Origin of the sequence: Paraburkholderia eburnea, assembly GCF_002917095.1 — a bacterium.
Lineage (GTDB): Bacteria > Pseudomonadota > Gammaproteobacteria > Burkholderiales > Burkholderiaceae > Paraburkholderia > Paraburkholderia eburnea.
In genome coordinates this window covers 71,788-95,262 of the sequence record NZ_PQGA01000011.1, presented here as the reverse complement: position 1 = coordinate 95,262, position 23,475 = coordinate 71,788, and the positions used below count along the sequence as shown (strand labels likewise).

The 23,475-nt window shown below is 63.8% G+C and carries 29 protein-coding genes and 2 tRNA genes; 15 read left to right on the top strand and 16 right to left on the bottom strand.

Features of this window, described 5'->3' with window-relative positions; translation table 11 throughout:
- The first annotated feature begins 104 nt into the window (after positions 1-104).
- The 3 genes from lexA (at position 105) to B0G62_RS19690 (ending at position 1,949) form a co-directional block, all read left to right on the top strand.
- Positions 105-755: a transcriptional repressor LexA gene (gene lexA / locus B0G62_RS19700; protein WP_103705896.1), complete on the top strand. Its 651-nt coding sequence runs from the start codon at positions 105-107 to the stop codon at positions 753-755.
- Between the two features lie 56 nt (positions 756-811).
- Complete coding sequence (locus tag B0G62_RS19695) at positions 812-1,174, top strand: hypothetical protein (protein ID WP_103705895.1); 363 nt, start codon at positions 812-814, stop codon at positions 1,172-1,174.
- A gap of 94 nt (positions 1,175-1,268) precedes the next feature.
- On the top strand, positions 1,269-1,949 hold the full coding sequence (locus B0G62_RS19690) for a DUF2939 domain-containing protein (RefSeq protein WP_103705894.1): 681 nt from the start codon (positions 1,269-1,271) through the stop codon (positions 1,947-1,949).
- 81 nt (positions 1,950-2,030) lie between these two features.
- On the opposite strand, the gene B0G62_RS19685 is transcribed toward B0G62_RS19690, so the two are convergent.
- Positions 2,031-2,501, bottom strand: coding sequence for a universal stress protein (locus B0G62_RS19685; RefSeq protein ID WP_103705893.1), 471 nt, complete (start codon positions 2,499-2,501; stop codon positions 2,031-2,033).
- 325 nt (positions 2,502-2,826) lie between these two features.
- Between B0G62_RS19685 and nodI the strand changes: the two genes are divergently transcribed.
- Both nodI and B0G62_RS19675 read left to right on the top strand, forming a co-directional pair.
- Positions 2,827-3,735: a nodulation factor ABC transporter ATP-binding protein NodI gene (gene nodI / locus B0G62_RS19680; protein WP_103705892.1), complete on the top strand. Its 909-nt coding sequence runs from the start codon at positions 2,827-2,829 to the stop codon at positions 3,733-3,735.
- A 104-nt stretch (positions 3,736-3,839) separates the two neighbouring features.
- Positions 3,840-4,676 carry an ABC transporter permease gene (locus B0G62_RS19675; RefSeq protein WP_103705891.1) on the top strand — a complete coding sequence of 279 codons (837 nt, stop codon included), beginning with the start codon at positions 3,840-3,842 and terminating at the stop codon, positions 4,674-4,676.
- A gap of 11 nt (positions 4,677-4,687) precedes the next feature.
- On the opposite strand, the gene B0G62_RS19670 is transcribed toward B0G62_RS19675, so the two are convergent.
- The 4 genes from B0G62_RS19670 to B0G62_RS19655 all read right to left on the bottom strand — a co-directional run bounded on the left by B0G62_RS19670 (position 4,688) and on the right by B0G62_RS19655 (position 8,157).
- Positions 4,688-5,110 carry a hypothetical protein gene (locus tag B0G62_RS19670; protein ID WP_103705890.1) on the bottom strand — a complete coding sequence of 141 codons (423 nt, stop codon included), beginning with the start codon at positions 5,108-5,110 and terminating at the stop codon, positions 4,688-4,690.
- A gap of 160 nt (positions 5,111-5,270) precedes the next feature.
- On the bottom strand, positions 5,271-6,374 hold the full coding sequence (locus tag B0G62_RS19665; protein ID WP_103705889.1) for a permease: 1,104 nt from the start codon (positions 6,372-6,374) through the stop codon (positions 5,271-5,273).
- 264 nt (positions 6,375-6,638) lie between these two features.
- Positions 6,639-7,691, bottom strand: a complete 1,053-nt coding sequence (locus B0G62_RS19660) for an NADP(H)-dependent aldo-keto reductase (RefSeq protein WP_103705972.1) — start codon at positions 7,689-7,691, stop codon at positions 6,639-6,641.
- A 136-nt stretch (positions 7,692-7,827) separates the two neighbouring features.
- Complete coding sequence (locus B0G62_RS19655; RefSeq protein WP_103705888.1) at positions 7,828-8,157, bottom strand: RcnB family protein; 330 nt, start codon at positions 8,155-8,157, stop codon at positions 7,828-7,830.
- A gap of 233 nt (positions 8,158-8,390) precedes the next feature.
- On the opposite strand from B0G62_RS19655, the gene B0G62_RS19650 reads away from it, so the two are divergent.
- Positions 8,391-8,633 carry a hypothetical protein gene (locus tag B0G62_RS19650; protein WP_167401312.1) on the top strand — a complete coding sequence of 81 codons (243 nt, stop codon included), beginning with the start codon at positions 8,391-8,393 and terminating at the stop codon, positions 8,631-8,633.
- Positions 8,634-8,787: 154 nt separating this feature from the next.
- Here B0G62_RS19650 and B0G62_RS19645 read toward each other — a convergent pair whose 3' ends face one another.
- Positions 8,788-9,045: a hypothetical protein gene (locus B0G62_RS19645; RefSeq protein WP_103705886.1), complete on the bottom strand. Its 258-nt coding sequence runs from the start codon at positions 9,043-9,045 to the stop codon at positions 8,788-8,790.
- A gap of 453 nt (positions 9,046-9,498) precedes the next feature.
- Here B0G62_RS19645 and dusA point away from each other — a divergent pair, with 453 nt between their 5' ends.
- The 5 genes from dusA (at position 9,499) to B0G62_RS19620 (ending at position 14,015) form a co-directional block, all read left to right on the top strand.
- Positions 9,499-10,494, top strand: coding sequence for a tRNA dihydrouridine(20/20a) synthase DusA (gene dusA / locus B0G62_RS19640; RefSeq protein WP_103705971.1), 996 nt, complete (start codon positions 9,499-9,501; stop codon positions 10,492-10,494).
- Between the two features lie 135 nt (positions 10,495-10,629).
- Positions 10,630-10,705: transfer RNA gene (locus B0G62_RS19635), tRNA-His, on the top strand.
- A 137-nt stretch (positions 10,706-10,842) separates the two neighbouring features.
- Positions 10,843-11,673: a type II toxin-antitoxin system death-on-curing family toxin gene (locus tag B0G62_RS19630; protein WP_103705885.1), complete on the top strand. Its 831-nt coding sequence runs from the start codon at positions 10,843-10,845 to the stop codon at positions 11,671-11,673.
- A 578-nt stretch (positions 11,674-12,251) separates the two neighbouring features.
- Complete coding sequence (locus B0G62_RS19625) at positions 12,252-12,998, top strand: hypothetical protein (RefSeq protein WP_103705884.1); 747 nt, start codon at positions 12,252-12,254, stop codon at positions 12,996-12,998.
- A 690-nt stretch (positions 12,999-13,688) separates the two neighbouring features.
- Positions 13,689-14,015 carry a DUF4148 domain-containing protein gene (locus B0G62_RS19620; RefSeq protein ID WP_103705883.1) on the top strand — a complete coding sequence of 109 codons (327 nt, stop codon included), beginning with the start codon at positions 13,689-13,691 and terminating at the stop codon, positions 14,013-14,015.
- A 257-nt stretch (positions 14,016-14,272) separates the two neighbouring features.
- Here B0G62_RS19620 and B0G62_RS19610 read toward each other — a convergent pair whose 3' ends face one another.
- The 5 genes from B0G62_RS19610 to ssuD form a co-directional block, all read right to left on the bottom strand.
- Positions 14,273-14,515, bottom strand: a complete 243-nt coding sequence (locus B0G62_RS19610; RefSeq protein WP_103705881.1) for a hypothetical protein — start codon at positions 14,513-14,515, stop codon at positions 14,273-14,275.
- A 97-nt stretch (positions 14,516-14,612) separates the two neighbouring features.
- Positions 14,613-14,828: a TOBE domain-containing protein gene (locus B0G62_RS19605; protein WP_103705880.1), complete on the bottom strand. Its 216-nt coding sequence runs from the start codon at positions 14,826-14,828 to the stop codon at positions 14,613-14,615.
- Between the two features lie 78 nt (positions 14,829-14,906).
- Positions 14,907-15,851, bottom strand: coding sequence for an ATP-binding cassette domain-containing protein (locus B0G62_RS19600; protein ID WP_103705879.1), 945 nt, complete (start codon positions 15,849-15,851; stop codon positions 14,907-14,909).
- Complete coding sequence (ssuC, locus tag B0G62_RS19595) at positions 15,848-16,720, bottom strand: aliphatic sulfonate ABC transporter permease SsuC (RefSeq protein ID WP_103705878.1); 873 nt, start codon at positions 16,718-16,720, stop codon at positions 15,848-15,850. The genes B0G62_RS19600 and ssuC overlap by 4 nt, the downstream gene beginning before the upstream one ends.
- Positions 16,721-16,813: 93 nt before the next feature.
- The gene (gene ssuD / locus B0G62_RS19590) at positions 16,814-17,971 is read right to left on the bottom strand and encodes an FMNH2-dependent alkanesulfonate monooxygenase (protein WP_103705877.1); all 1,158 of its coding nucleotides are present in this window, start codon (positions 17,969-17,971) and stop codon (positions 16,814-16,816) included.
- A 428-nt stretch (positions 17,972-18,399) separates the two neighbouring features.
- On the opposite strand from ssuD, the gene B0G62_RS19585 reads away from it, so the two are divergent.
- Positions 18,400-18,825 (top strand): hypothetical protein, encoded by a 426-nt coding sequence (locus B0G62_RS19585; RefSeq protein ID WP_103705970.1) that lies wholly within the window; start codon positions 18,400-18,402, stop codon positions 18,823-18,825.
- 86 nt (positions 18,826-18,911) lie between these two features.
- Here the strand turns inward: B0G62_RS19585 and B0G62_RS19580 are convergent, their stop codons facing one another.
- The 3 genes from B0G62_RS19580 to B0G62_RS19570 all read right to left on the bottom strand — a co-directional run bounded on the left by B0G62_RS19580 (position 18,912) and on the right by B0G62_RS19570 (position 21,128).
- On the bottom strand, positions 18,912-20,069 hold the full coding sequence (locus tag B0G62_RS19580) for an enoyl-CoA hydratase/isomerase family protein (protein WP_103705969.1): 1,158 nt from the start codon (positions 20,067-20,069) through the stop codon (positions 18,912-18,914).
- 95 nt (positions 20,070-20,164) lie between these two features.
- The gene (locus B0G62_RS19575) at positions 20,165-20,827 is read right to left on the bottom strand and encodes a TetR/AcrR family transcriptional regulator (RefSeq protein WP_103705876.1); all 663 of its coding nucleotides are present in this window, start codon (positions 20,825-20,827) and stop codon (positions 20,165-20,167) included.
- A 16-nt stretch (positions 20,828-20,843) separates the two neighbouring features.
- The gene (locus tag B0G62_RS19570; RefSeq protein ID WP_103705875.1) at positions 20,844-21,128 is read right to left on the bottom strand and encodes a DUF1488 family protein; all 285 of its coding nucleotides are present in this window, start codon (positions 21,126-21,128) and stop codon (positions 20,844-20,846) included.
- A 190-nt stretch (positions 21,129-21,318) separates the two neighbouring features.
- Here B0G62_RS19570 and B0G62_RS19565 point away from each other — a divergent pair, with 190 nt between their 5' ends.
- On the top strand, positions 21,319-21,519 hold the full coding sequence (locus B0G62_RS19565; RefSeq protein ID WP_103705968.1) for a hypothetical protein: 201 nt from the start codon (positions 21,319-21,321) through the stop codon (positions 21,517-21,519).
- A 68-nt stretch (positions 21,520-21,587) separates the two neighbouring features.
- On the opposite strand, the gene B0G62_RS19560 is transcribed toward B0G62_RS19565, so the two are convergent.
- Both B0G62_RS19560 and B0G62_RS19555 read right to left on the bottom strand, forming a co-directional pair.
- The gene (locus tag B0G62_RS19560; protein ID WP_103705874.1) at positions 21,588-21,926 is read right to left on the bottom strand and encodes a DMT family transporter; all 339 of its coding nucleotides are present in this window, start codon (positions 21,924-21,926) and stop codon (positions 21,588-21,590) included.
- Positions 21,927-21,930: 4 nt separating this feature from the next.
- A complete protein-coding gene (locus tag B0G62_RS19555; protein WP_103705873.1) occupies positions 21,931-22,428 on the bottom strand; it encodes a heme-degrading domain-containing protein in 498 nt (165 codons plus the stop codon).
- A 234-nt stretch (positions 22,429-22,662) separates the two neighbouring features.
- Here B0G62_RS19555 and B0G62_RS19550 point away from each other — a divergent pair.
- Together B0G62_RS19550 and B0G62_RS19545 are read left to right on the top strand one after the other, a co-directional pair.
- Positions 22,663-22,739 (top strand) — tRNA-Met (locus tag B0G62_RS19550).
- Between the two features lie 179 nt (positions 22,740-22,918).
- The gene (locus tag B0G62_RS19545; RefSeq protein ID WP_103705872.1) at positions 22,919-23,464 is read left to right on the top strand and encodes an NUDIX hydrolase; all 546 of its coding nucleotides are present in this window, start codon (positions 22,919-22,921) and stop codon (positions 23,462-23,464) included.
- Positions 23,465-23,475: the final 11 nt, after the last annotated feature.

Here is a 23,475-nt window from a genome sequence, read left to right as displayed (position 1 = left end):
AACGCCGTTCCAGCGGCACCCAAACGTCAAAGTTCAAGTAACACTTGAAAAGCGGCGAGTACTGTATAAAAATACAGTCACCTGTTCAAACATACAGTGTCGCCATGACCAAACTTACCGCACGACAGCAGCAGGTTTTCGATCTGGTCCGCCGGGCAATCGAGCGCACCGGCTTTCCGCCCACCCGCGCAGAGATCGCCGCCGAACTGGGCTTCAGCTCGGCCAACTCCGCGGAGGAACACCTGCGCGCCCTCGCGCGCAAGGGCGTGATCGAACTGGCTGCGGGCGCCTCGCGAGGCATCCGTCTGATGCCGGGCCCGGACGATCTGCCGCATCAATTCACCTTGCCGCACGCCAGCCTCATGCAGCTTTCGCTGCCGCTCGTCGGCCGTGTGGCGGCAGGCAGCCCGATCCTCGCGCAGGAGCATATTGCGCAGAACTACGCCTGCGATCCGGCGCTCTTCTCAAGCCGCCCCGACTACCTTCTGAAGGTGCGCGGGCTGTCCATGCGCGACGCGGGCATCCTCGACGGCGACCTGCTCGCCGTGCAGAAGAAAGCCGAGGCAAAGGACGGCCAGATCATCGTCGCGCGTCTGGGCGACGACGTCACCGTGAAGCGCCTGAAGCGCCAGCCCAACGGTATCGAGCTGATCGCCGAAAACCCCGACTACGACAACATCTTCGTCGCCGCCGGCAGCGCTGATTTCGCGCTCGAAGGCATTGCCGTCGGTCTGATCCGTCCCACCGAATTCTGATAATTCCGACCGCGCCGCGTCAGCGCCTGGTCCGCGCACCTTCTGGAGAGAGAGTCATGGAACGCCTTGCCCGTCTGTTGCCCTTCCGTCAATTCGGTCGTCTGCGCCACCTTCGCGGGATTGCGTCGTGCGCGGTGCGCGAAGCGCGCGCCTCGGCGGCTGCGCTCAATGGCTCGCTCTTCGAAGACAGCATCGATCAGGCGCGCACGCCGGCACTGCCGTCGGCTCAGCCCGCGTTCGCGCGCGTCTCCCTCAACAGCACGCTGAATACGGAGCAGCCCGATCGCCGCGCGCCGGTGCGCGTCTATCACGGCCAGTCGCGGCTCATCATGGTCGGCACGATGGAGGCGGTGTGCCGCGCCATCGACCGCTGCATCGCCGAACAACACGGCGATATGCCGGTGGCGCTGGCGAAGTAACCGGCGCCGGCAAGATCGAGGGATCGTTTTTGCGCGCGGGCGGTCAACACCCTGATTGAACCTTTGCCTCGCTAGCGCGGGGCCGCCCTGCCCGATGACCGATACGACCACGCCCTCACGCCTCTACTCGAACTGGAAGAAGCCTGTCGCGATCGCGGTTGCGGCGATCGTCGTGGTGACGGCGCTCGGCTACGGCTATGCCTCGCCGTATCTCGCGCTCAACCGCCTCAAGCAGGCGGCGGATGCGCGCGACGCCGTGACGTTGAACGAATACGTCGATTACCCGGCGTTGCGCGTGAGCCTCAAGCAGCAGGTCGGCGAGATGCTGCAACGGCGCATTCAGGCGCAGCACAGCAGCAATCCGCTGCTGATGCTCGGCGCCGTGATCGGTGCGGCGCTGATCGGGCCGCTCGTGGATGCGTACGCCACGCCCGAAGGCGTCGCCGCGCTGCTCAACGGCATGCCGCCGACGGGCAAGCCTGGTGAGCAACCTGCACCGCCGCCCGGTCCGCAGGCTTCATCCGCACCGGCTGAACCGGCAGCGGCCGCGCCGCCGCCCGCATCCGCAAGTGCGGACACAGCCGCACCGCAACCGCGCGCGCAGACGACAGCGGGGTATCGCAGCCTCAACGAGTTCGCCGTGACCTGGCGGCGCAGCGCGACCAGCGAGCGCTATGCCGCCATCCTGCAGCGGCACGGTCTGTTTTCGTGGAAGCTTGCGGCGGTGGAATTGAACCCAACGGTCGCGAGTGACGGCGCGAACGCGCCGGATTGACCCGCAAGGCAGACACACATTGATTGACCACGCGCCCGGCCATTGCGACCAGGCGCGTGTTGAACAACCCGCGCGGCGCGTTTAAGCGGCCGCTTGTTGCTGCTTGTCCTCGGCCGCCGAAGAACACGCCACCAGAATGCTGCACGACACGCGGTCGAGCAGCGGCGTATTGCCTGCGCCCATCCACCAGCGCGACAAGCCCGTGCGGCAGCGGTGTCCCACCACCACCAGATCCACATGCAGTTCGGTAGCGAGATTCGCGATCTCGTCGATCGGATGGCCGAACGCGAAATGCCCCTGCGCCCGCACGCCGCGCTCGGTGAGCCAGTCCACGCCTTCCTGCAGGATTTCGCGCGCGGTTTCCTCAAAGCGCCCGCACGCCACGTCGGTCAGCAAACCCGCGCTCTGCGCGATGGTCGAACGCATGTCCACCACCGACAGCAGATGTGTTTCCGCCTGCAGATCCAACGCCAGATCGGCGCCACAACGCAGCGCCTTGCGGCCCTCGCGCGAGCCGTCGTAACACAGCAGAATCTTCTTGTAGCTCGCCATGATCCGTTCTCCCCACCCACTCGAAACGCAGGTCGTACTGGCATGATGGTGCGCCGCAATTACGCACGCAAGGGCTGGAAAACGCCAGGTGCGCGCCAGATCCGCGTGCACCGTTTTAGCCCCTCGAAACGCCACGGCATGGACTTTGCGCGCGTTCCGGATGCTTGTCGCGACAGCCATTGACTGGGCACCGTCAGCGCACTCGCCTCGCGCTCGCCCTCCACCTCGCGCGTGGCGATGCACTAGAATAAGCCGCCTTACAACGTGTGAACGTGTGCAACGCACACGATCGAATCGCGCAGATAAAACCGGGAAACGGTACGACATGCCCGCCATCGAATTCGAGCAGGTGATCAAACATTACGGAGACCGCACGGTCGTCAACGGACTGTCGTTCAACGTCGTCCCCGGCGAATGCTTCGGGCTGCTGGGCCCCAACGGCGCGGGCAAGACCACCACGCTGCGCATGCTGCTCGGCATCGTTTCGCCCGACGCGGGCCGCATCAGCCTGTGCGGCGAACCGGTCCCCGCGCGCGCGCGTCACGCACGGGCACGCGTGGGCGTCGTACCGCAGTTCGACAATCTCGATCCGGACTTCACCGTGCGCGAAAACCTGCTGGTGTTCGGTCGATATTTCGGGCTATCGGCCAGCGAAACCCAGGCGCTCGTCGCGCCGCTGCTCGAATTCGCGCGCCTCGAAAGCAAGGCCGACGCGCGCGTGGGCGAACTCTCCGGCGGCATGCGCCGGCGTCTGACACTCGCACGCGCGCTCGTCAACGATCCCGACGTGCTGGTGATGGACGAACCCACCACCGGGCTCGATCCGCAGGCCCGCCATCTGATCTGGGAGCGGCTGCGCTCGCTGCTCGCGCGCGGCAAGACGATCCTCCTCACGACGCACTTCATGGAAGAGGCGGAGCGCCTGTGCAACCGCGTCTGCGTGATCGAGGAAGGCCGCAAGATCGCCGAGGGCGCGCCGAAAGCGCTGATCGAATCCGAGATCGGCTGCGACGTGATCGAGGTCTACGGGCCGGAACCGTCGGCGCTGCGCGACGAACTCGCGCCCCTCGCCAAGCGCACGGAAATCAGCGGCGAGACGCTATTCTGCTACGTCGACGATCCGGCGCCCGTGCATGCCCGGCTGCGCCATCGCTCGGACCTGCGCTATCTGCATCGGCCCGCGAATCTCGAAGACGTTTTCCTGCGGCTCACAGGCCGCGAGATGCAGGATTGACGCGGGCAGCTTGACGCGGTCTGCCTTGACGCGGTCAGCCTGACGCGGTCTGCCCTGACGCGGGCATCTAACGAGAACCAAGCCGGGACAAAATCGATCTTTCCATGCAGACACGCACCAAAACCCCACCGCCCGCCCGCTCCACCGGCACGCCACTGCGCGAGCCGCGCGCGGCGCTGCCCTCGAACGCGACGCACTGGATCGCCGTCTGGCGGCGCAACTATCTGGTCTGGCGCAAGCTCGCGATCGCGTCGATGTTCGGCAATCTCGCCGATCCGATGATCTATCTGTTCGGTCTGGGTTTCGGACTCGGGCTGATGGTCGGCCACGTGCAGGGCGTCTCGTACATCGCGTTTCTCGCGGCGGGCACGGTGTCGTCGTCGGTGATGATGTCGGCGAGCTTCGAGTCGATGTACTCGGGCTTTTCGCGCATGCACGTACAGCGCACGTGGGAGGCGATCATGCACACGCCGCTCACGCTCGGCGACGTGGTGCTCGGGGAAGTGATGTGGGCCGCCAGCAAGTCGATGCTATCGGGCGCGGCCATCATGATCGTGGCCGGGGCGCTCGGCTATGCGAGCTTCCCGTCGATGCTGCTGGCGCTGCCCGTGATCGCGCTCGCGGGCCTCGCGTTCGCGAGCTGCGCGATGATCGTCACCGCGCTCGCGCCGTCCTACGACTTCTTCATGTTCTACCAGACGCTCGTGCTCACGCCGATGCTGCTGCTCTCGGGCGTGTTCTTCCCGATCACGCAGTTGCCCGCCGCCGCGCAGCACATCACGCTGATGCTGCCGCTCGCGCACGCCGTCGATCTGATCCGCCCGGCCATGCTCGGGCGGCCCGTCGAGCACGCCGCGCTGCATCTGGGCGTGCTCGCGTTCTACATCATCGTGCCGTTCAGCATCGCGTCGATCCTGTTCCGGCGCCGCATGATGCGTTAAAAAACGCGCAATCAGTCTTCGTCGTCGCCCCAGGGAATATCGACGTCCGAGATAAACGCGACCGTGGCGAACGGGCCGCCTTCCTGACGCCCGATCTTGCCGTCCGAGCGGTGCCATTCCACGCGAAACACCGTCGCCTGGGTCTGCGCGTGCAGGCGCACCGTGCGGATCTCTTCCGGGTCCGCCTCATCGACGGGATCGTCGAGCGACACCAGCAGTTGCTGCGGCCAGAGGCCGTCGGCGGGATCGTAAATGCGATCGCCGTCGGGGATCGAGACGTGCGCCTCCACGCCGATGGTCGCCGAGGCCTCGACGATCATCTTGCCGAGCGCGCGCAGCACCGCCGTGGCGCGCGCGGAGTTGGCCTGGCGAATGGCGAGATCGCCGCGCGTGAGCGCCTGTTCGAGTTTCGGATTGGTTTTTTGCTGTGCCATGCCGGTTCCTGGGCCTGAGCCCTCATCTGTGTGGCGGCCCTTGCGGCCCTCCACGGTCTATACGTGATCCTTATCGATTGATCGTAGCATCGCAGCCGCGCTAAAACCGCCCTCGCCCCGGCGAAAACGGCTCTGGCGCAGCGCGGCGCCCTGCGCTATTTCACGCCGCGCCCAACCCCAGCGCGAGCGCCGCCAGCCCCGACACGATGCCGAACAGCACCACCACGCCCGCCACGAGCGCGAGCACGCGCGGACTGAACGAGCCCGCCAGCATCGCGAGCGACGGCACGCTCACGGGCGGCAGCGTCATCAGGAGCGCCCCGGCGGGACCGACGCCCATGCCGAGCGCGAGCATCGCCTGAATGATCGGCACCTCGCCGGCCGTCGGGATCACGAACAGCATGCCCGCCACCGCGAAGGCGACGATCCAGCCGATGCTGCTGGTGACGTCCGGGCCGATGTGCGGGAACAGCCACGCGCGCGCCGCGCCGAGCAGCAGCACCAGCACGATGTACTCGGGCACGAGGCGCACGGCCATGCGCGTGAAGATACGCGCCCAGCGCACGAACACGTTACCGCCTTCGGCCTGCTGGCGCGCGAGCAGCGCGAGACGGTCATCGGCGGCGCTCGCCTCCTGCGGCGTCACGAGCCGGTTGGCGAGCCAGCCCAGGCCGAATACCAGCAGCACGCCGAGCACGAGACGCAGCGCGCTCCACTGCCAGCCCAGCACGAAGCCCATGAACACGAGCGTCGCGGGATTGAGCACCGAATTGCCGAGCCAGAAGGCGATCGCGCCACCGGTCGAGGCATTGCGCGCACGCAGCCCCGCCACGACGGGCGCCGCGCAGCAGGTGCACATCATGCCCGGCACCGAAAGCAGGCCGCCCGCCGCCACACTGCCGAAACCGCGCTGCCCCAGCACGCGCGCCACCCACTGCACCGGCAGCAGCGCCTGGATGCCCGAGCCGAGCAGCAGGCCCAGCACCATCGCCTGCCAGATCGCACGGCCGTAGGCGAGCGCGTAATCGAGCGCCGCGTTCAGCGACGGCGCGGGCGCACTGGCCGCGCTGCCCATCAGGATCGATTTGCCGATCGAGTGCGTCGATTCGGCGGTAAACGCCCGGTGGTAATACGGAAACCATTTCACGTAGAAAAGCCCCGCTACCGCCAGCAAAACGAAAATGGCCCAGCCGTAGCCCGGCGGCGCCTGCACCGGCTGAGGCGATCGTGGCGATTGGGGCAACTGCGCGTTCGGTGCGCTCATCGTGGGGTACTCCGCAAAGGGCGATTGGAATAATAAGAGCCTGGCGGGCCGAATGGGGTCAGCGCGGGGGTTAGCGTGCGATGGCGAAGGCGCGCATCGTTCAGACGGAGCGATCCACCTCCACGCGGGCGTTGGCAGGATCGTAGTGCATGCCTGGCGAATCGCCAACGAATTTGGCGAGGCACCGTTGCGCGTGCCTCGCCGCGATAAAGCGCGGCAAACCTGTCACCGGGTTAGAGGAACACCGGCGACAGGCCAGACGATTTACGGCGCAGGATTAGGCTGAAGCTCGTGCAGCGCATCGATGCGCGCGAGCACGTCGGCCGACAGCTTCACATCGACGCTGGCGATGTTTTCCTTGAGTTGCGCGAGGCTCGTCGCGCCAATCAGGTTGCTCGTCACGAACGGCCGGCTGTTCACGAAAGCCAGCGCGAACTGCGCCGGCGTATAGCCCAGCTCCTTCGCGAGCGCCACGTAGCGCGACGTCGCCTCGACCGCCTGCGGCTTGCTGTAGCGCTGGAAGCGCTCGAACAACGTGATGCGCGCGCCGTCGGGCCGCGCCCCGCCCTCGTATTTGCCCGAAAGCCAGCCGAACGCCATCGGCGAATACGCCAGCAGGCCGATATGGTCGCGATGCGAGTACTCGGACAAACCGGCCTCGAAGGTCCGATTCACGAGGCTGTACGGATTCTGGATGCTGACGATGCGCGGCAGGCCGAGCTTTTCGGCGGCGCGCAGGAATTGCGCCACGCCCCAGGGCGTCTCGTTCGACACGCCGATATGGCGCACCTTGCCCGCCTTCACGAAATCCGCCAGCACCGAGAGCGTTTCCTCGATCGGCACCGTGTAGGCGTCGTCGACCCACGGATACGCCGGGCGGCCGAAGGTCATCGTGCTGCGGTCGGGCCAGTGGAGCTGGTAGAGGTCGACGTAATCCGTCTGCAGGCGCTTGAGGCTACCGTCGAGCGCTTCGGTCAGGTTCTTGCGATCGAACTGGTTGCCTTCGCCGCGGATATGGCGCGGGTTGTGCGGCTGGCGCGCCGGGCCGGCGATCTTGGTGGCGAGCACGACGCGCTCGCGCGCGGCGCGATGCTGCGCGAGCCATGTGCCGATAAAGCGCTCGGTCTGCCCTTGCGTTTCGGGACGCGGCGGCACGGGATACATCTCCGCGGCGTCGATCAGCGTGACGCCCTGATCGAGCGCGTAGTCGATCTGCTCATGCGCGTCGCGCTCGGTATTCTGTTCGCCCCACGTCATCGTGCCGAGGCCAATCAGACTCACCTTGACATCCGTGTCGCCGAGTGTGCGGTATTCCATCGAAGCGTTTTCCATCATTGGGTTGGGGGAAGGCAGAACCTATCACGCTCGACGATTTTTTTCAGGGCGCACAAAAGCCGGGATCCACCCAGCTCTTGTGCATGGCGGCAGGTTCGTCTGCCGCGCACTGAACGCCTTACGGCCCGATGCTCTCGACGGTCCAGTTCGAATTGCGCACCAGATAGTACTGGCCGCTCACGCCGACCCAGTGATGACCGCGCGGCGGCGGCTTGAGGTGGTACTGGCGCCAGTCGTCGATCACGTACTGACGGTCGCGATATTCCGGCCCGAGGCGGTCGCCCTTGCGCCACTGCGGCGGCTGCATATCGGGCGGCGGGCGATTGGGCGGCGGCCCGCCGTGATACTCGTTCGGCCCCGGCCGGGGCGGCTGCTGCGCAAAAGCCGCGGCCGGCGCGAGCATGGCCGGAAGCGCCAGCGCAGCGAGAAGCACGAAGCGTTTCTTCATTATTCACCTCCTGTTGAGCCAGCAACGGCCTGGCGTGACAGGCGCAAGCCGCCTCTGCCGCGGCGCACACCCTTCGCAGACGATGGTAGTACAGCGCCCGTGACCCACGGCGCGAACGCGTCCGCACAATGTCCGCTGAAAGTTCGCTCGGCAACCGTACAACGAGCGTCGGCGTGCGCGCCGGACGTGCCAGAATCGCCGTGAAGCAGGCCTGTCATCGCGGAGGAAAGGGCATGGAAAACCAGCGCAGCTACGAATACATGGGCTACGACATGACCGCCGGCGTGGACGGCAGTCACGAGACGGGCTTCACGATCACGACCCAGAAAATCCACAGCCTGACCGACGACACCCACGCCGACGTGCCTGTCGACGGCATCGCCGGGGATCGCTTCCCGACCCAGGACAACGCCTTCGACGCGGCTTTCGACCGCATCCGCGAAGCCATCGACCAGCGCGTGCGCGCCGCGTCATAAGCGGCATCTCGAACAAAACCGCGCGTGACCACGTCAGGCGGCGCAGAAATGCAAAACGCCGGGGTCGTGAAGACACCCGGCGTTCTTGCCGCCCCTCGCGGGGCGGCGCTTCGGTCAGCGAGACTAAGTCTTCGACTTATTCGCCGAACTACACTTACTGCGCGTGCTGCGTTTGTGCGTTGTGAGCGCCCGATTGCGTCGCTGCACCTGCCACACCGCCGTACGACGAATCGATGCCTTGCTGCTGGGCACGCTCGGCCGCCACGGTCTGGGCGCTCTGGCCTTGCTGCGAAGCCGGCGCACCGACATTCGGACGGTAGAACGGTGCCGGGCCATAGCCGCTGGCGAAAGCCGGAGCGGCGATGGAAGCGGAAGCTGCGACCAGCAGCGCTGCGATCAGTTTGGTCTTCATGGTGGACTCCAATATCCGGTTCAACTTGCGGTTGGGAAAGGCGCCGCGCCTGGGAGGTCAGAGCCCACGAGCTGCGTCAGTGAGACTCAGTGTATACACCTACTATTGAAAAATAATACCGATAATCCGAATTGTTTATTCCGGCTTCGGAAACAATCCGGAGTCGCAATCCTGGCTTGGCTGAGCGACGAACAGACCCTAAAAAAGCGTCCCAAATTATTTTTCGCGCCGCAACATTAGACAGGCGGATTACATAACGCCGAAAGGGTCTTTAGTCCTGGAAGGATGGGTGGAAGCGCTTTCCGACGGGTTTTTCGGTGCGTTTGCAAACATCGAATGACGGCCAATAGCGGTTTGGCGCGGTGCAAAAACGTGGCCGGCGAAATGAGTGAAATACGTTAAAATACAAGGTTGTTCCACGTCTTCCGCGCGTTGATTGCGCTCGTAATCGCCATGTCTTCGAACCGTATCGCCAGCCCCCGCCGCGTATCCGTCGCGCCCATGATGGACTGGACAGATCGCCACTGCCGCTCGCTGCACCGCTTCATTTCCCGGCACACGTGGCTGTATACGGAGATGGTGACGACGGGCGCCCTGCTCCACGGCGATGTGCCGCGCCATCTGGCCTTCACGCCGGAAGAAGCGCCGGTCGCCTTGCAACTGGGCGGCAGCGAACCCGACGACCTCGCGCGCTGCGCAAAGCTCGGCGAGCAATGGGGCTACGACGAAATCAATCTGAATTGCGGCTGTCCGTCCGAGCGCGTGCAGCGTGGCGCGTTCGGCGCGTGTCTCATGAATGAGCCGAAGCTGGTGGCCGACTGCGTGAAGGCAATGCGCGACGTGACATCGGTGCCCGTGACGGTCAAGCACCGCATCGGCGTGGATGCCGTCGAGGACTACGCGTTCGTGCGCGATTTCGTCGGCACGATCGCGGAGGCGGGGTGCGAAGTCTTTATCGTGCACGCGCGCAACGCGATCCTGAAGGGCTTGAGCCCGAAGGAGAACCGCGAGATTCCGCCGCTCAAATATGACTACGCGTACCAGCTCAAGCGCGACTTCCCGCAGCTCGAAATCATCATCAACGGCGGCATCAAGACACTCGACGAAGTTCAGACGCATCTGGAGCACGTCGATGGCGTGATGCTCGGGCGCGAGGCTTATCACAACCCCTACGTGCTCGCCGATGTGGACGCGCGTTTCTACGGCGAGAGCGGCCCGGCCCTCACGCGCGACGAAGTCGAAGCAAAGCTGATCGAATACTGCGCGAGCGAAATCGCGCGCGGCACATTCCTCGGCTCGATCACGCGCCACGCGCTGGGACTGTATCGCGGCGAGGCGGGCGCGCGCGGCTGGCGTCGTGTGCTATCGGACAGCCGTCAGCTCGCGAAGGCCGATCTCGCCATCTTCGAAGAAGCGCGTTCGCATCTTCGCGCACCCGTCGATGCATGATCGATCCATGAACCGAACTTTCTTCAGAATTTTTGAATAAAGGGCTAGGCAAGACCGATGTGGCATGTATATAATCTTTCTTCTTGATTGACGCCGCTGACGAAGCAGCGAAAAACAAGAAACAGTAGGACAGTGGTGGCTGTAGCTCAGTTGGTAGAGTCCAGGATTGTGATTCCTGTTGTCGTGGGTTCGAGTCCCATCAGCCACCCCAAAAGATTCAAGCACTTACGAGTGCTCGCAGCGTAGAAAACAGGATTTTTGGAATATGAAGTTCCAAATTTTGGAAGATGCGCTGCAAAAGAAAGCCCGCTAAATGCGGGCTTTTTTGCGTCCGTACGGGGTTCAAATATGAAAAAAATCAATCCGAGACATACCAGCGCAATCCGCACCGTCACGAGCGAGGAAGTGCTTTCGATTCACGACATTCTCGCCATCGATATGGCTGATAGCGGTGATGCGATTAGCCCTGCTGGCGTGAAAAACGAAGTACTACTCCACTCAGCAGTGGGGCGGCAAACCACGGGCTTCGGCGATCGATTTAAATACGACACTGTCGAATCCAACGCCGCCACACTCTGCTATGGAATTTGCTGCAACCATCCGTTTCACAACGGAAACAAACGCACGGCTCTCGTCTCGATGCTCAGCCACTTGGACAAGAACGATCGAACCTTTGATTCGTCTGTGACGCAAGACGATCTTTATGAGTTGATGACAAAGGTTGCCGGGCACGGGTTTGTCGATCCGAAGCGAAAGGAGCGCGATCAATCAGATGCTGAGGTCGATGAGATCGCATCGTGGTTGCGCAAGAGAACCCGGCGCGTCGAGAGAAACGAACGTCTTGTCACCTATCGGGAATTGGGATCGATACTGGGGCGTTACGGATACTACCTCGAAAATTTGGCGGGTAACAAAATCGATGTGGTCAAATACGAGACGATCACTGAGGGTTGGCTTCTTTTCAAACGAGAGCGCAGCGTTAAGCGGCGCATTAAAAGAATTCCATGGCCGCGCGACGGTGCAACGGTTCCCAAGCAGATTTTGAGAGACCTGCGCCGCGAGTGCGATCTCACGGAAGAGCACGGCGTCGACTCGACGAACTTCTATGCGAGCCAGCGCCCAGTCGATTACTTCCTCAAGCATTACAGTTCGGTGCTTCGTCGCTTGGCGAAGACTTAAAGCGGCTTTTGCAGCGCCGCTCTGACGGCGACGAGCTAGAATACTGTACATTCATACAGTATTCGGCGCCATGCCGCACCGCCCACCACTCACCGCCGATCGGCTCGCCCAGATCTGGGACGAGCATCCTGACCCCGTAGTGCTCGAATTGCTCTGGGAGATCCACCGCCTGCGGTCGACCATCAGCCGTGCAAACCAGGTACGCCGGTTCCTGGAACCGCACGGCCACGGCGTGCTGCCCGGCCCCGTCTGGGAATGCCTCAATCGAGAACTGGACGCAGAGCCATGCTTGACAGACCCGCCAACAGAGCATCAGTGGGCCATGGTTGACGAGATACTTGAACGCCGCAGGAGAGAGAAAAGAAAGCCGATAGCACCCGAAGTGCCAACAGCGTGCTTGCGATTACAGTAATGTGGCCGACGCCAAGCGCCCGTGGTATTGTGCCGGCGCGGCGTACTGACGCGGATGACAGGGACACGTGTTGGGGCGCCAGTTCTCGAGCTATCAAAGGCCGGGCGCAGAACGCTACGTGCTCGCTCAACAAAAACGTTCACGACAAACAGTTCCAAGTTCTTCAATGGACAATAACGAACATAAGACCGACCTTTACGACGGCTATCTTACGGGCCATAAGCTAATGGGAGGAGAGGTCAGCCCTCGCACCTTCCCAGTTCCGCCGTCGAATCCAGCCCTATTTCAACAATGGCTTATCGCCGGCATGATGCCTAGCTCGAAGAGCCGCGGGCAGTCCGCCTCCGGCTACGAAGGGGCATTCGCACATGTGGATTGGAAGAATCCCCTTGAGGCCGGCACTATCCTCGCGGCAATCGTACTGCTGTTCGCTTGCATCTTTGTCGCAGGGCCGTTCGGGGAGTTTGTTTGGAGCCTGTTGATCGTGGTGTTCGCCCTACCTGTCCTTGCCTACGTAAAGGCAATGCGGGCAGCGAAGACTTTTGGGGCTGGCGTCCAGGTCAAATTCGGGTTTCGCGGAACAGTTAGCCTGCTTGTTACGTGCTTCTGCGTGTACACGCTGCTGCTTGAACTGTTCGGATGGGTAACGTCTCGTGGATTCCCGTCTTTCCAGACGTTGGTAGATGCCATCACTAGGCTCGACATGTATCGGCACCCGATCTCCTTGGGCATCGTCGGGCTGCTCACCCTACCTCTCACCTTCTATGTCCAAGGCTGGTCCGCGAGGCGTCTCAGCAAGGGAAAGAGAGCAATGCCGCTATATATCAAGGCGATCAGCTTTGTTGTGCTCGCCCCTGTTATCCTTTGCGGCCTTCTGCGCCTCCTTCCGATGATCATCTGGCATCGCTGGTAGGCCAAGTCCGATAACCGGCGACCACGGTGAGGAACATAGCCGCCTCTCTGGAAGAGTTATCGGTTTTTTTCACCATGGCACCCAAGCCGGGGCGAGAGCGCTATACTTTCTAGGCCTAGTCCACTCTTAGGGCTAGAGTGGCGGATTTGAAGGCGTGGCGACTGAGATTGTGATTCCTGTTGTCGTGGGTTCGAGTCCCATCAGCCACCCCAATAAATATCTAGGTAGTTCAAGTAGCGAAAGAAAGGCACTGTGATTTTATCCAGTGCCTTTTTTGCTTTCTATTCCCATGAAATTCCCAATTTGGGAATCTTCACTCATCAAATCCTCTCTCTTCCAGCGGCGCAGATGAATATAAATACTGTGTTTTATACAGTATTGAGATAGCGCCGTGCCCCACCACTCCCCGCCGAACGCCTCGCTCAGTTTGGGATAAGCAGCCTCCCCTGCTGTGCGTGAACTCATACCGTCCAAACACACACGCACTATCGTCCAGGCATAAGCTCGTGCAACCCCCAGCTGCCCCCAAGCCTTGGCAAAACGGGAACTGAACGACCATCGGGTTTACCCTCGATTCGACAACAATCCACTCCACCACGCCCCCTTAATCCAGAGCGGGCACAAGCCTAGACTGCGCTTGTGGTTACGAACAAGAGCTTCGGAACCGATAAATAACTGGAGGTTGTTACCATGAAGTCGCTCATCCAAGCCGTCGCAGTTGCAGTTGCCCTTGTCGCCCCGGTTGCTTCGTTCGCACAGTCGAACGCCCCGGTTACCCGTGCACAGGTTCGCGCCGAACTGGTGCAGCTCGAACAGGCTGGCTATCGCCCGGGCGACGGTGACAACGCGCACTACCCGGATGCAATCCAGGCTGCTGAGAACAAGATTGGCGCGAACCAGGCAGTCAGTGGCTACGGTGGTGTCGCAGCAGGTTCAGCCGCTTCGGGCCAACGCGCGGTTGTTGCGCCCGCCGGCGTATCGAAGGCCGACTGGCACGCGATGTACGATCGCTCGTAATTAGTCGACCGCCGAAATCGACGCCCGCGACGCGCGCTCCGGGCGTCAGCCTCACCTTTAAGAGCCAGCTTGTTAGCGCGATAAATTAATCGACGACGAGCCCGGTTCAAAACCATGAATTTCGACATTCAGCCCGCACACAGTTGCGGGCTTTTTGCGTTTGAAGCCGGCCTTCATATTCCGCCGGCGGCACGATCACCACTGATCGCCTCTCGTCGCCTGGTCTATGAAAACGCTTCACCAGCGGATGCTCGACTTCAACCCGCCGCGCCGCCGTCGATCCAGGCACGGGCAGCCGCAAAGCCCGCTTCGGCGGCGGCGTGCTCGGTCGGCCAGAACCGGTCGATGTGCACCAGTTCCCAGTCCTTGAGCACGGCGCCCGCGCGCGTCACGCGAAAGTGCGCCTTCACGCCCGTGAGCACCTGCTCGACCGCGACTTCGATGTCGCAGTCCTTGTAGTGCTCTTCGTAGTCGCCCATGTCGAGGCCTTTCGGCTCCATGATCGTCCCTCCGCAGTGGCTTGCCGGCCCATCGTAGCACTTTGGCACCGGCCGCCGCCGAGGCACGCCCTGCGGGCGCATCGAGCAGAAGCCGCGCTCACAGGCGCGCGATCGATACCTCGGTCGACTTCACGAGCGCCACGACCTCCGAGCCGACTTTCAGGTCCAGTTCGTCGACCGAGCGCGTGGTGATCACCGAAGTGACCACGCCAAACGGCGTTTCGACGTCGACTTCCGATACCACCGATCCACGGATGATCTCCTTGATCTTGCCGCGGAACTGGTTACGCACGTTGATGGCGGAAATGCTCATTGATTCGGCTCCAAATTTTGATGAACGGAAGTGACGAAAAGTTTGTGTATCGGGTAGGCCAATGCTGACGAAAGCGGATCAAAGCGCCCAGCGCACGTCCGTGGGCCGCAGGTCATAACTCCCGTCTTGCGAGCGCGGCACGTGGGCGGCCGGCGTCTCGGTGCCCAGCACGCGTTGCAACACGCTTTCTTCGAGCGCCGCAAAACGCGCGTCGGCGCGCGCACGCGGGCGTTCGAGCGGCACGTTCTGGTCGAGTGCGATGCGTCCCTGCTCCACCAGCAGGATGCGGTCGCCCAGCGCCACGGCTTCATGGACGTCGTGCGTGACCAGCAAGGCCGTGAAGCGATGCTCGCGCCACAGACGTTCGATCAGCGCGTGCATTTCGATGCGCGTGAGCGCGTCGAGCGCGCCCAGCGGCTCGTCGAGCAGCAGCAGACTCGGGCGATGCACCAGCGCACGGGCAAGCGCCACACGCTGACGCTGGCCACCCGACAGACGCGCCGGCCATTCGTCGGCGCGCGCGAGCAGTCCCACCTCGTCGAGCACGGCGCGCGCATCGTCGCGGGCGCCACGGCCGAGGCCCAGCATCACGTTCTGCAGCACGGTCTTCCACGGCAGCAGGCGCGCGTCCTGGAACATGATGCGGGTGTCGAGCGGTGCGCCCGCTTCGCCGCGTCGCGTGAGTTCGCCTGCATCGGGCGTCTCCAGCCCCGCGACGAGGCGCAGCAGCGTGGACTTGCCGCAACCGCTGCGGCCGACGATCGCGACAAAACTGCCGCGCTCGATCGACAGATTGAAATCGTCGAGCACGACGCGCTCGCCATAGTGCTTGCCCACGCCGCGCAATTCGACGGCCGGGTCGTGAGCACGCGCATCGCCGCGTACATTCACGCCTTGTGCGAAGGTGCCGGCTTCGTGCGCCTCGCGCGCCTGACGGTCCTGAAGGCGCGACAGCTCGACCCCGGTTTCGGGATCGCTGCCCGCGACACCACCGAAACGGGTTGCCAATGTGCTTGCGTTCATGCGTCGCTTCCTTGTTGATACGCGGGGTGCCAGCGCAGCGCGACGCGCTCGAGCCATTTGGCGAGCACGTCGGCGAGTTTGCCGAGCGCGGCGTAGAGCAGGATGCCGACCACCACCACGTCGGTCTGCAGGAATTCGCGTGCGTTCATCGTCATGTAGCCGATGCCCGACTGCGCCGAGATCGTTTCCGCGACGATCAGCGTCACCCACATCAGGCCGAGCGCGAAGCGCACGCCCACGAGAATCGACGGCAGCGCGCCCGGCAGGATCACTTCGCGATAGAGCGCGAAGCCCTTGAGCCCATAGCTGCGCGCCATTTCGACGAGATTGGCGTCCACCGAACGGATGCCGTGGAAGGTGTTCACGTACACCGGGAAGAACACGCCGAGCGCGACCAGAAACACCTTCGCTTCTTCTTCGATGCCGAACCAGAGGATCACGAGCGGAATCATCGCCAGCGCCGGGATGTTGCGGATCATCTGGATGGTCGAATCGAGCGCGGTTTCGGCGGGCTTGAAGAGACCCGTCGCGAGACCCAGCGCAAGCCCGATGCTGCCGCCGATCGCAAAGCCCGAGATCGCGCGCCACGTGCTCACACGTACGTCCTGCAGCATCTCGCCCGACTCGATCAGCGACCACGCGGCCTTCACGACCGCGAGCGGTTCGGGCAGCACGCGCGTGGAGAGCGCGCCGGTGCGTGCGGCCAGTTCCCATGCGGCGAGAACCGCAAGCGGCACGAGCCACGGCGCGAGGCGCTTGAGCGCCGAACGCACGAGCGCGGCGAAGGGCCGTGCTGCGCGCGGCGCGCGACGTGCGCCCGCAGCGGACGACGCAGACGTCGCGGAAGCGGTCACAGCGGATTGAGTCATCGGTTCGTCCTCCTCTTGCACACTGGCAGCGTGACGGCGACGTGCGCGATATTCAGCGCACGACACGTCGCGTTAGCGTCACGATATTGCGGATCAGCTCTGGCTGGTCTTCGGCAGATAGTGATTGCCGACCACTTCGCCGAACGGTCCCGACAGCGGGCCACCCGCCGTCTTCGCCTGGCGGCCCGGCAGCAGCGGGAACACCAGTTCGGCGAAACGGTAGGATTCCTCAAGATGCGGATAACCCGACAGAATGAAGGTTTCGATGCCCAGCGACGCGTACTCCTTCATGAGCGCGGCCACCTGTTCCGGATTGCCCACGAGCGCCGTGCCCGCACCGCCGCGCACGAGGCCCACGCCCGCCCACAGATTCGGGTACACCTCCAGTTCCTCGCGCGTGCCGCGCTTGCCGCCGTGCAGGGCGGCCATGCGGCGCTGCCCTTCCGAGTCCATCTTGCCGAACGCGGCTTGAGCGCGCGCGATGGTGTCGTCGTCGAGACGGCTGATGAGACGGTCCGCGGCGGCCCAGGCTTCCTCTTCGGTTTCGCGCACGATCACATGCAGGCGGATACCGAAGCGGATCTTGCGGCCGCGCTGTTCGGCGCGCGCACGGATGTCGGCGATCTTCTTCGCGACGGCCTCGGGCGGCTCGCCCCACGTCAGATACGTATCGATATGCTCGCCCGCGATCTCGTGCGCGGCCGGCGACGAGCCGCCGAACCACAGCGGCGGATGCGGATGCTGCACCGGCGGATAGAGCGCCTTGCCGCCCTTCGACTGCAGATGCTTGCCTTCGAAATCGATCGCGTCGTTGGTGTGCGAGGCGGCCAGCAGCTTGCGCCAGATATGCAGGAATTCGTCGGTGATTTCGTAACGCGTATCGTGATCGACGAACACGCCGTCGCCTTCGAGTTCGGTGGAGTCGCCGCCCGTCACCACATTGATGAGCAGACGGCCGTTCGAGAGGCGGTCGAAGGTTGCCGCCATGCGCGCGGCCAGCCCCGGCGACGACAGGCCCGGACGGATCGCGACGAGGAACTTCAGGCGCTTCGTTGCGGCGATCAGGCTCGACGCCACGACCCAGGCGTCTTCGCACGAACGGCCCGTCGGCAGCAGGACGCCTTCGTAGCCAAGCGTGTCGGCCGCCACGGCCACCTGCTGGAAGTACGCGAGATCAGCGGCGCGCGCGCCTTCGGAGGTGCCCAGATAGCGGCTGTCGCCGTGGGTCGGGATGAACCAGAACACATTCATGCGTGACTCCTGCTTTTTGTTCGAGACGTAAAAATGAAAGATTCGATGAAAGATTCAGCGGAAATAAGCAAATGGCGCGAGGCTGGCACGAAAGGCAGGACGAGTTTGTCCGCGAGCGCCTGGCGCTCCAGAGCGGCCGGAAGAAACGTGCACTGATCGTTGACTGACGCGGGGAGCGACGGGCCATGACGGCGGCGCCGTCTTCATGGGGAATCAGTCTAGGGGATCGCCCTAAGCCTTTTGAACGATTTTTTTTAGCTTAGGTTTTCCACTTTCGTGCTTTACGCGACGCTTTAGCATACGGGGATGCATGGCGCGACCGGCACACGTCGATATAATGGCGCTCAAACCGACAAAGCATCCGGCCGCCGCTTATCCCAGTCTCCATGGGCCATGCGTGCCGCGCCGCGCAACTCTCGCCCGTTCTCATGCAAAAAATTATTTTGCCGTTCGTATCCGGCTTTCTGGCTTCGCTATTCTTTCGCGAGGCGACGCTTGCGCTGCTGCACGCCGCGCAGGTGATCGACGCCGCCGGTTTTTCCACCGATCCTTTCGCGCCGCTTGGTCTGCCCGAGTTTCTGGTCAACGCGATCTGGAGCGCCCTGTGGGCCATCCTGATGACCTGGCTGCTGCGCGTGTCGCCCTCGCGGCCCGCGCCCTGGGTGCAGGCATTCGTGTTCGGCGGCGTCGTGCTCACCGCCGCGATGGTGTTCGTCATCGATCCGCTGCGCGGCATCTGGCCGAGCGGCAACATGCTGCCGCGCCTCGCCATGGGTTTCGCCTCCAATGCGGTCTGGGGCTGGGGGGCGCTGGTGTTCATGCGCGCCTTCATGAGCGAAACCGACGAAGACTGACGTATTGCGCGCGGCGCCTGCCGCGCGCCCTCGCCCTTCTCCCCGCCCGCTGTTCCTCTTCTGTTCCGTCTCCCACGCTTTAAACGTCAATCCGACAGCGCCCGCAACGGATGCCCGGCGCTGCTCCACGGACTCTTGAACATCGCTTCGACTTCGGCGGGCGGCACGTCCTCGACGCGCGCGAAGCGCCAGCGCGGATGATTGTCCTTGTCGATGATGCGCGCGCGGATACCTTCCACCACATCGCCCTGAGCAAAGCTCGAACGCGTCAGATCGAGGTCGCGGCGCAGCACGTCGGCCATCGATCCTTCCGCGCGCGACACCACCTCCAGCGACACCGCCATCGACAACGGCGAGCGTTCACGCAACACGCCCGCCATCTGCTCGGCCCACTCGTTTTCGGCGCCCTTCGCCTCGCGCTGCGCGGTTTCGAGCGACGCCAGGACCTCCGCCACCGTTGGCCGTGAAAAATGGCGATCGATCCATGCGCGCGCAACGGCCAGCGCGCAACCCGCGACGTGCGCCGAGTCGCGCGACACGGCTTCGGATTCGGCCGCGCGGCGAATGCGCTCGACGACCTCCTCGCCCGACATGAACGGCTCCGTCTGTAGCGCGTCCAGCAACGCGGGCCGCGCATCGCCGTCGATATACACATCGGCCAGTCCCGCATAGAGCGCACTGGCGGCGTCGATCGTCTCGCCGGTCACCGCGAGATAGCGCCCGAGCGCGCCCGGCGTGCGCGCGAGAAACCAGCCCATGCCGACATCGGGAAAAAGGCCGATGCGCGTCTCGGGCATCGCCAGGCGGGTCGTGCCATCGACGACACGCAGGCCGCCCGTGCGATGCGCGCCCTGCGAAATACCCATGCCGCCGCCCATCACGACGCCGTTCATCAGCGCGATATAAGGCTTCGGATAACTGAAGATCGCGTGATTGAGGCGATATTCCTCGATGAAGAAGGTGTCGATCGCGGCCAGATCGCCGGCGCGATACGACTCGTAGAGCAAGCGGATATCGCCGCCGGCGCAAAAGGCGCGCGGATGACGCGTGTGCACCAGCACGGCGAGCACGTCGGGATCGTCGCGCCAGGCGTCGAGCGCGGCCTGCATCGCGCGGACCATCGCGGTCGAAAGCGCATTGAGCGCCTGGGGCCGCGCAAGCTCGATGAAGCCGATGCGGTTGGCGACATGCGTGAGCACGTGCTGTTCGGCATCGGCGATTGGCGGGTGGGTTTCCTGTGACATGGCGATCGGACGGCGGAATGAAACCACGATGGGAACGCAATGAAAGCGCGATGAAAGCGCACGAAAGACGCTGAAACTCAAGGCTAGCGAGGCTATCACGTCGCGTCGGGCGGCGTTTCCCCCGTTTTCCGCGTTGCGTCGGGTTTGCAGTCAGCACCCAGCCAGCCATCGAGCGCGGCGTCGACCACCTCCAGACGCGATGACTCGGGCGCGAAGGCGGGGCCGGACAGCGAGAACGCCACGACGCCATGCAGCAGTGCCCATAACGCGCGCGCGAGCAGCGCGGGCTCGGCGCACACGGGCGCGAACGCATCGGCCAACAGCCTCGTGATCGCTGCGGTTTCTGCGTCAGACCGCGCTTCGTTGGGCGGCGCACCGGCCGCATCGCCCTCTTCCTGTGCCTGCTCGCGCGGCGGTTCACGCGGCGGCAAAAACATCAGCCGATACGTCTCGGGATACGCGCAGCCAAACGCCACGTACGCATGCGCGAACGCATGAAGCCGCGCGCGCGGCGCCTCGACTTCGGCGCAGGCTTCGAGACGCACCAGCAGTTGCGCCAAGCCTTCGCGACCCAGCTCGCGGGCGATCGCGTCACGGCCTTCGAAGTGCAGATAGAGCGAGGCAGCCGAATAGCCAATTGCATCGGCGATCTTGCGCATCGAGAGCGCGTCGATGCCCTCCCGCATCACGATGCGCCGCGCGGCATCGAGAATGCGCGCGCGCAAGACCGCGGCACGCGTGGGTTCGACCGTGCTCATGGCCGCACCGGGCACATCATGACAACAGATGCCCCGGCGGGAAATGGCCGCTCTTGAGCAGCACGGGCGTGCCGTTGCTCAGTTCGAGATGGGCGCGCGCGACGGCCTCGATGCGGCGGCGTCCAGCGTCGAAGGCGCGCATCCAGGCCTCACGGCCATCGGGCAGCGCACCGAAATGGTCTTCGAGCGCCTCGACGGAAATCGCGCACGGCACGCGCGCGCCGTCGACCAGCGCCGCAAACACCACGGTGAGCGTGGAGTCGTGCCAGGACGGCGCTTCGGAAGGAAAACGGATATCCATGTCCAGCCCCGTGGAAAAATCTGCAGAGGAAAGACCGCGCCAGCAGAGAGCGCGCTGCGCTCGATGGTACGCCCAGCACGGCCGGCCCGGCGGGAAGCTGTGCATTCTGCATCGACGCCCTCGACGGATCTGCGAAACCCGGATGTGCGAAACTCATCTGCAAGCCCTTTCACTCTCGATGGACGCGCACATGAGCGGACGCTACTTCGACGCCGATCAGGAAATCCCCGAGGCGCAGGCCGCCAGCCGCTGGTTTCGTTACGCGGGGGAAAACGACATCGACATCTCGCGCGCGATCAGCCTGTGGGAAGACGCGGCCACGCCCGAGGGCGAGAGCAGCCGCGAGGCCATCGCCGGTTGCGGCGTGCGCGTCGTATTGCCGAAGAATTAAGGGGCACGCAAAGGGAACCCGACGGCGGGCACACGCTGAACGTGCCCGCTGGCGTGTTCAATGCGTGCTCAATGCGCCTGCATCTTCGAAAACAGATTGAGCACGAGCACGCCGGCCACGATCAGTCCGAGGCCGAGCATCGCGGGCAGATCGGGCACCTGTTTATAGAGCGCCATCGCGACGAGCGTGATGAGCACGATGCCCACGCCCGACCATACCGCGTAGACGATCCCGACCGGCAGCGTCTTGAGCGTGAGCGAGAGGCAATAGAACGACACGCCGTAACCGGCGACGACGATCGCCGACGGCACGAGCCGCGAGAAACCATTCGACGCCCGCAGCGCGGAGGTGGCGATGACTTCGGCGACGATCGCGATGGCGAGGATCAACCAGGGTGACGTGCGCATCGCATCAGGCCTTCGCGAGCGCAAGCTGGCTGTAATCGGCGCCGAGTTGCGCGCATAGCGCCTCGACAACCAGTTCGTGATCGAGACGCTGCGGCAGCCCCGAAACCGTCACCGACCCGATCACGCCCGCGCCCTCAACGGCGAGCGGAAACGCGCCGCCGTGCGTCGCGTATTCCGTGGCCGGCAAGCCGTGCTTGTCCGCGAGCGTGGTGCCCGTCTGCTGCAAACGCAGGCCGATGGCATAGGAGCTGCGGCGGAAGTGCTCGACCACGCGCGACTTGCGCTGCACCCACGAAACGTTGTCGGGCGTGGCGCCGGGCAACGCGCAGAAGAACAACGGCAGACCGAATGTGCGCACGTCGATGGCGACCGCGTGCGAGCGCGCGACGGCCAGCTCGCGCAGGAAGGCGCCGATTTGCCAGGCGCGATCGGAATCGAAACGGGGAAACACGAGCGCACGCTCTTGCGCGGCTATCGTTTGAAGGTCGTGGGCGAGGTCCATATATCCGTCGGAACGTGAATGCGAGATGCGAGGCGGGCGGTATGAAGTCTGTAAGAAAGACTCGGACCCGATTCTAGCCTGGCGTTCCCGAATCGCATCGCAAAGCCCCTGCCATGCGCTGAGGGCGCCCGGACAAGCGCGCCTGGAAAGCTTTTGCAAGCGGCCCGAAAAGAATTCGTCAAACAGCGCTTGCACGAACCTAGGATACACCCTATAATCTCTTTCTCTGACGGACGCGGGGTGGAGCAGTCTGGCAGCTCGTCGGGCTCATAACCCGAAGGTCACAGGTTCAAATCCTGTCCCCGCAACCAAAGCTGTTCTGTCAGAAGCAATCAAGGGTTACAACGCATCAGCGTGTAACCCTTTTTTGTTTTCCGCACCACAAGCATGCACCTTCATGCCGATGCGCTTATTGTCCCGCTCCGGGCCAGTCTCCCGTCATGACGCGCTGCGGTGATACACTCGCATCACCCATCCCCCTATCGTGCTCATGAAATTCTGCTCGACTTGCGGTCAGGCGGTCAGCCTGCTCGTGCCGCCCGGTGACAACCGCGAACGCTATGTCTGCGCGCACTGCGGCACCATCCACTATCAGAATCCGCGCAACGTGGTCGGCACCGTCCCGGTCTGGGAAGACAAGGTGCTGCTGTGCCGCCGCGCGATCGAGCCGCGCTACGGCTACTGGACGCTGCCAGCAGGTTTCATGGAGATGGGCGAGACGACCTCCGAAGCCGCCGCGCGCGAAACGCTGGAAGAAGCCGGCGCACGCGTCGAAGTGCAGAGCCTTTTCTCGCTGCTCAACGTGCCGCGCGTGCATCAGGTCCACCTTTTCTACCTCGCGCGCCTGCTCGACATCGACGTCGAAGCCGGCGAAGAGAGCCTCGAAGTGCGCCTGTTCGAGGAACACGAAATTCCGTGGGACGAGATCGCGTTCCCCACGGTCGGCCAGACCCTGCGCTTTTTCTTTGCCGATCGCCAGTCGGGCAGCTATGGCCTGCACACCGGCGACGTCCTGCGCCCGCTGCGCGACGGCTGACCCGCTCCGGC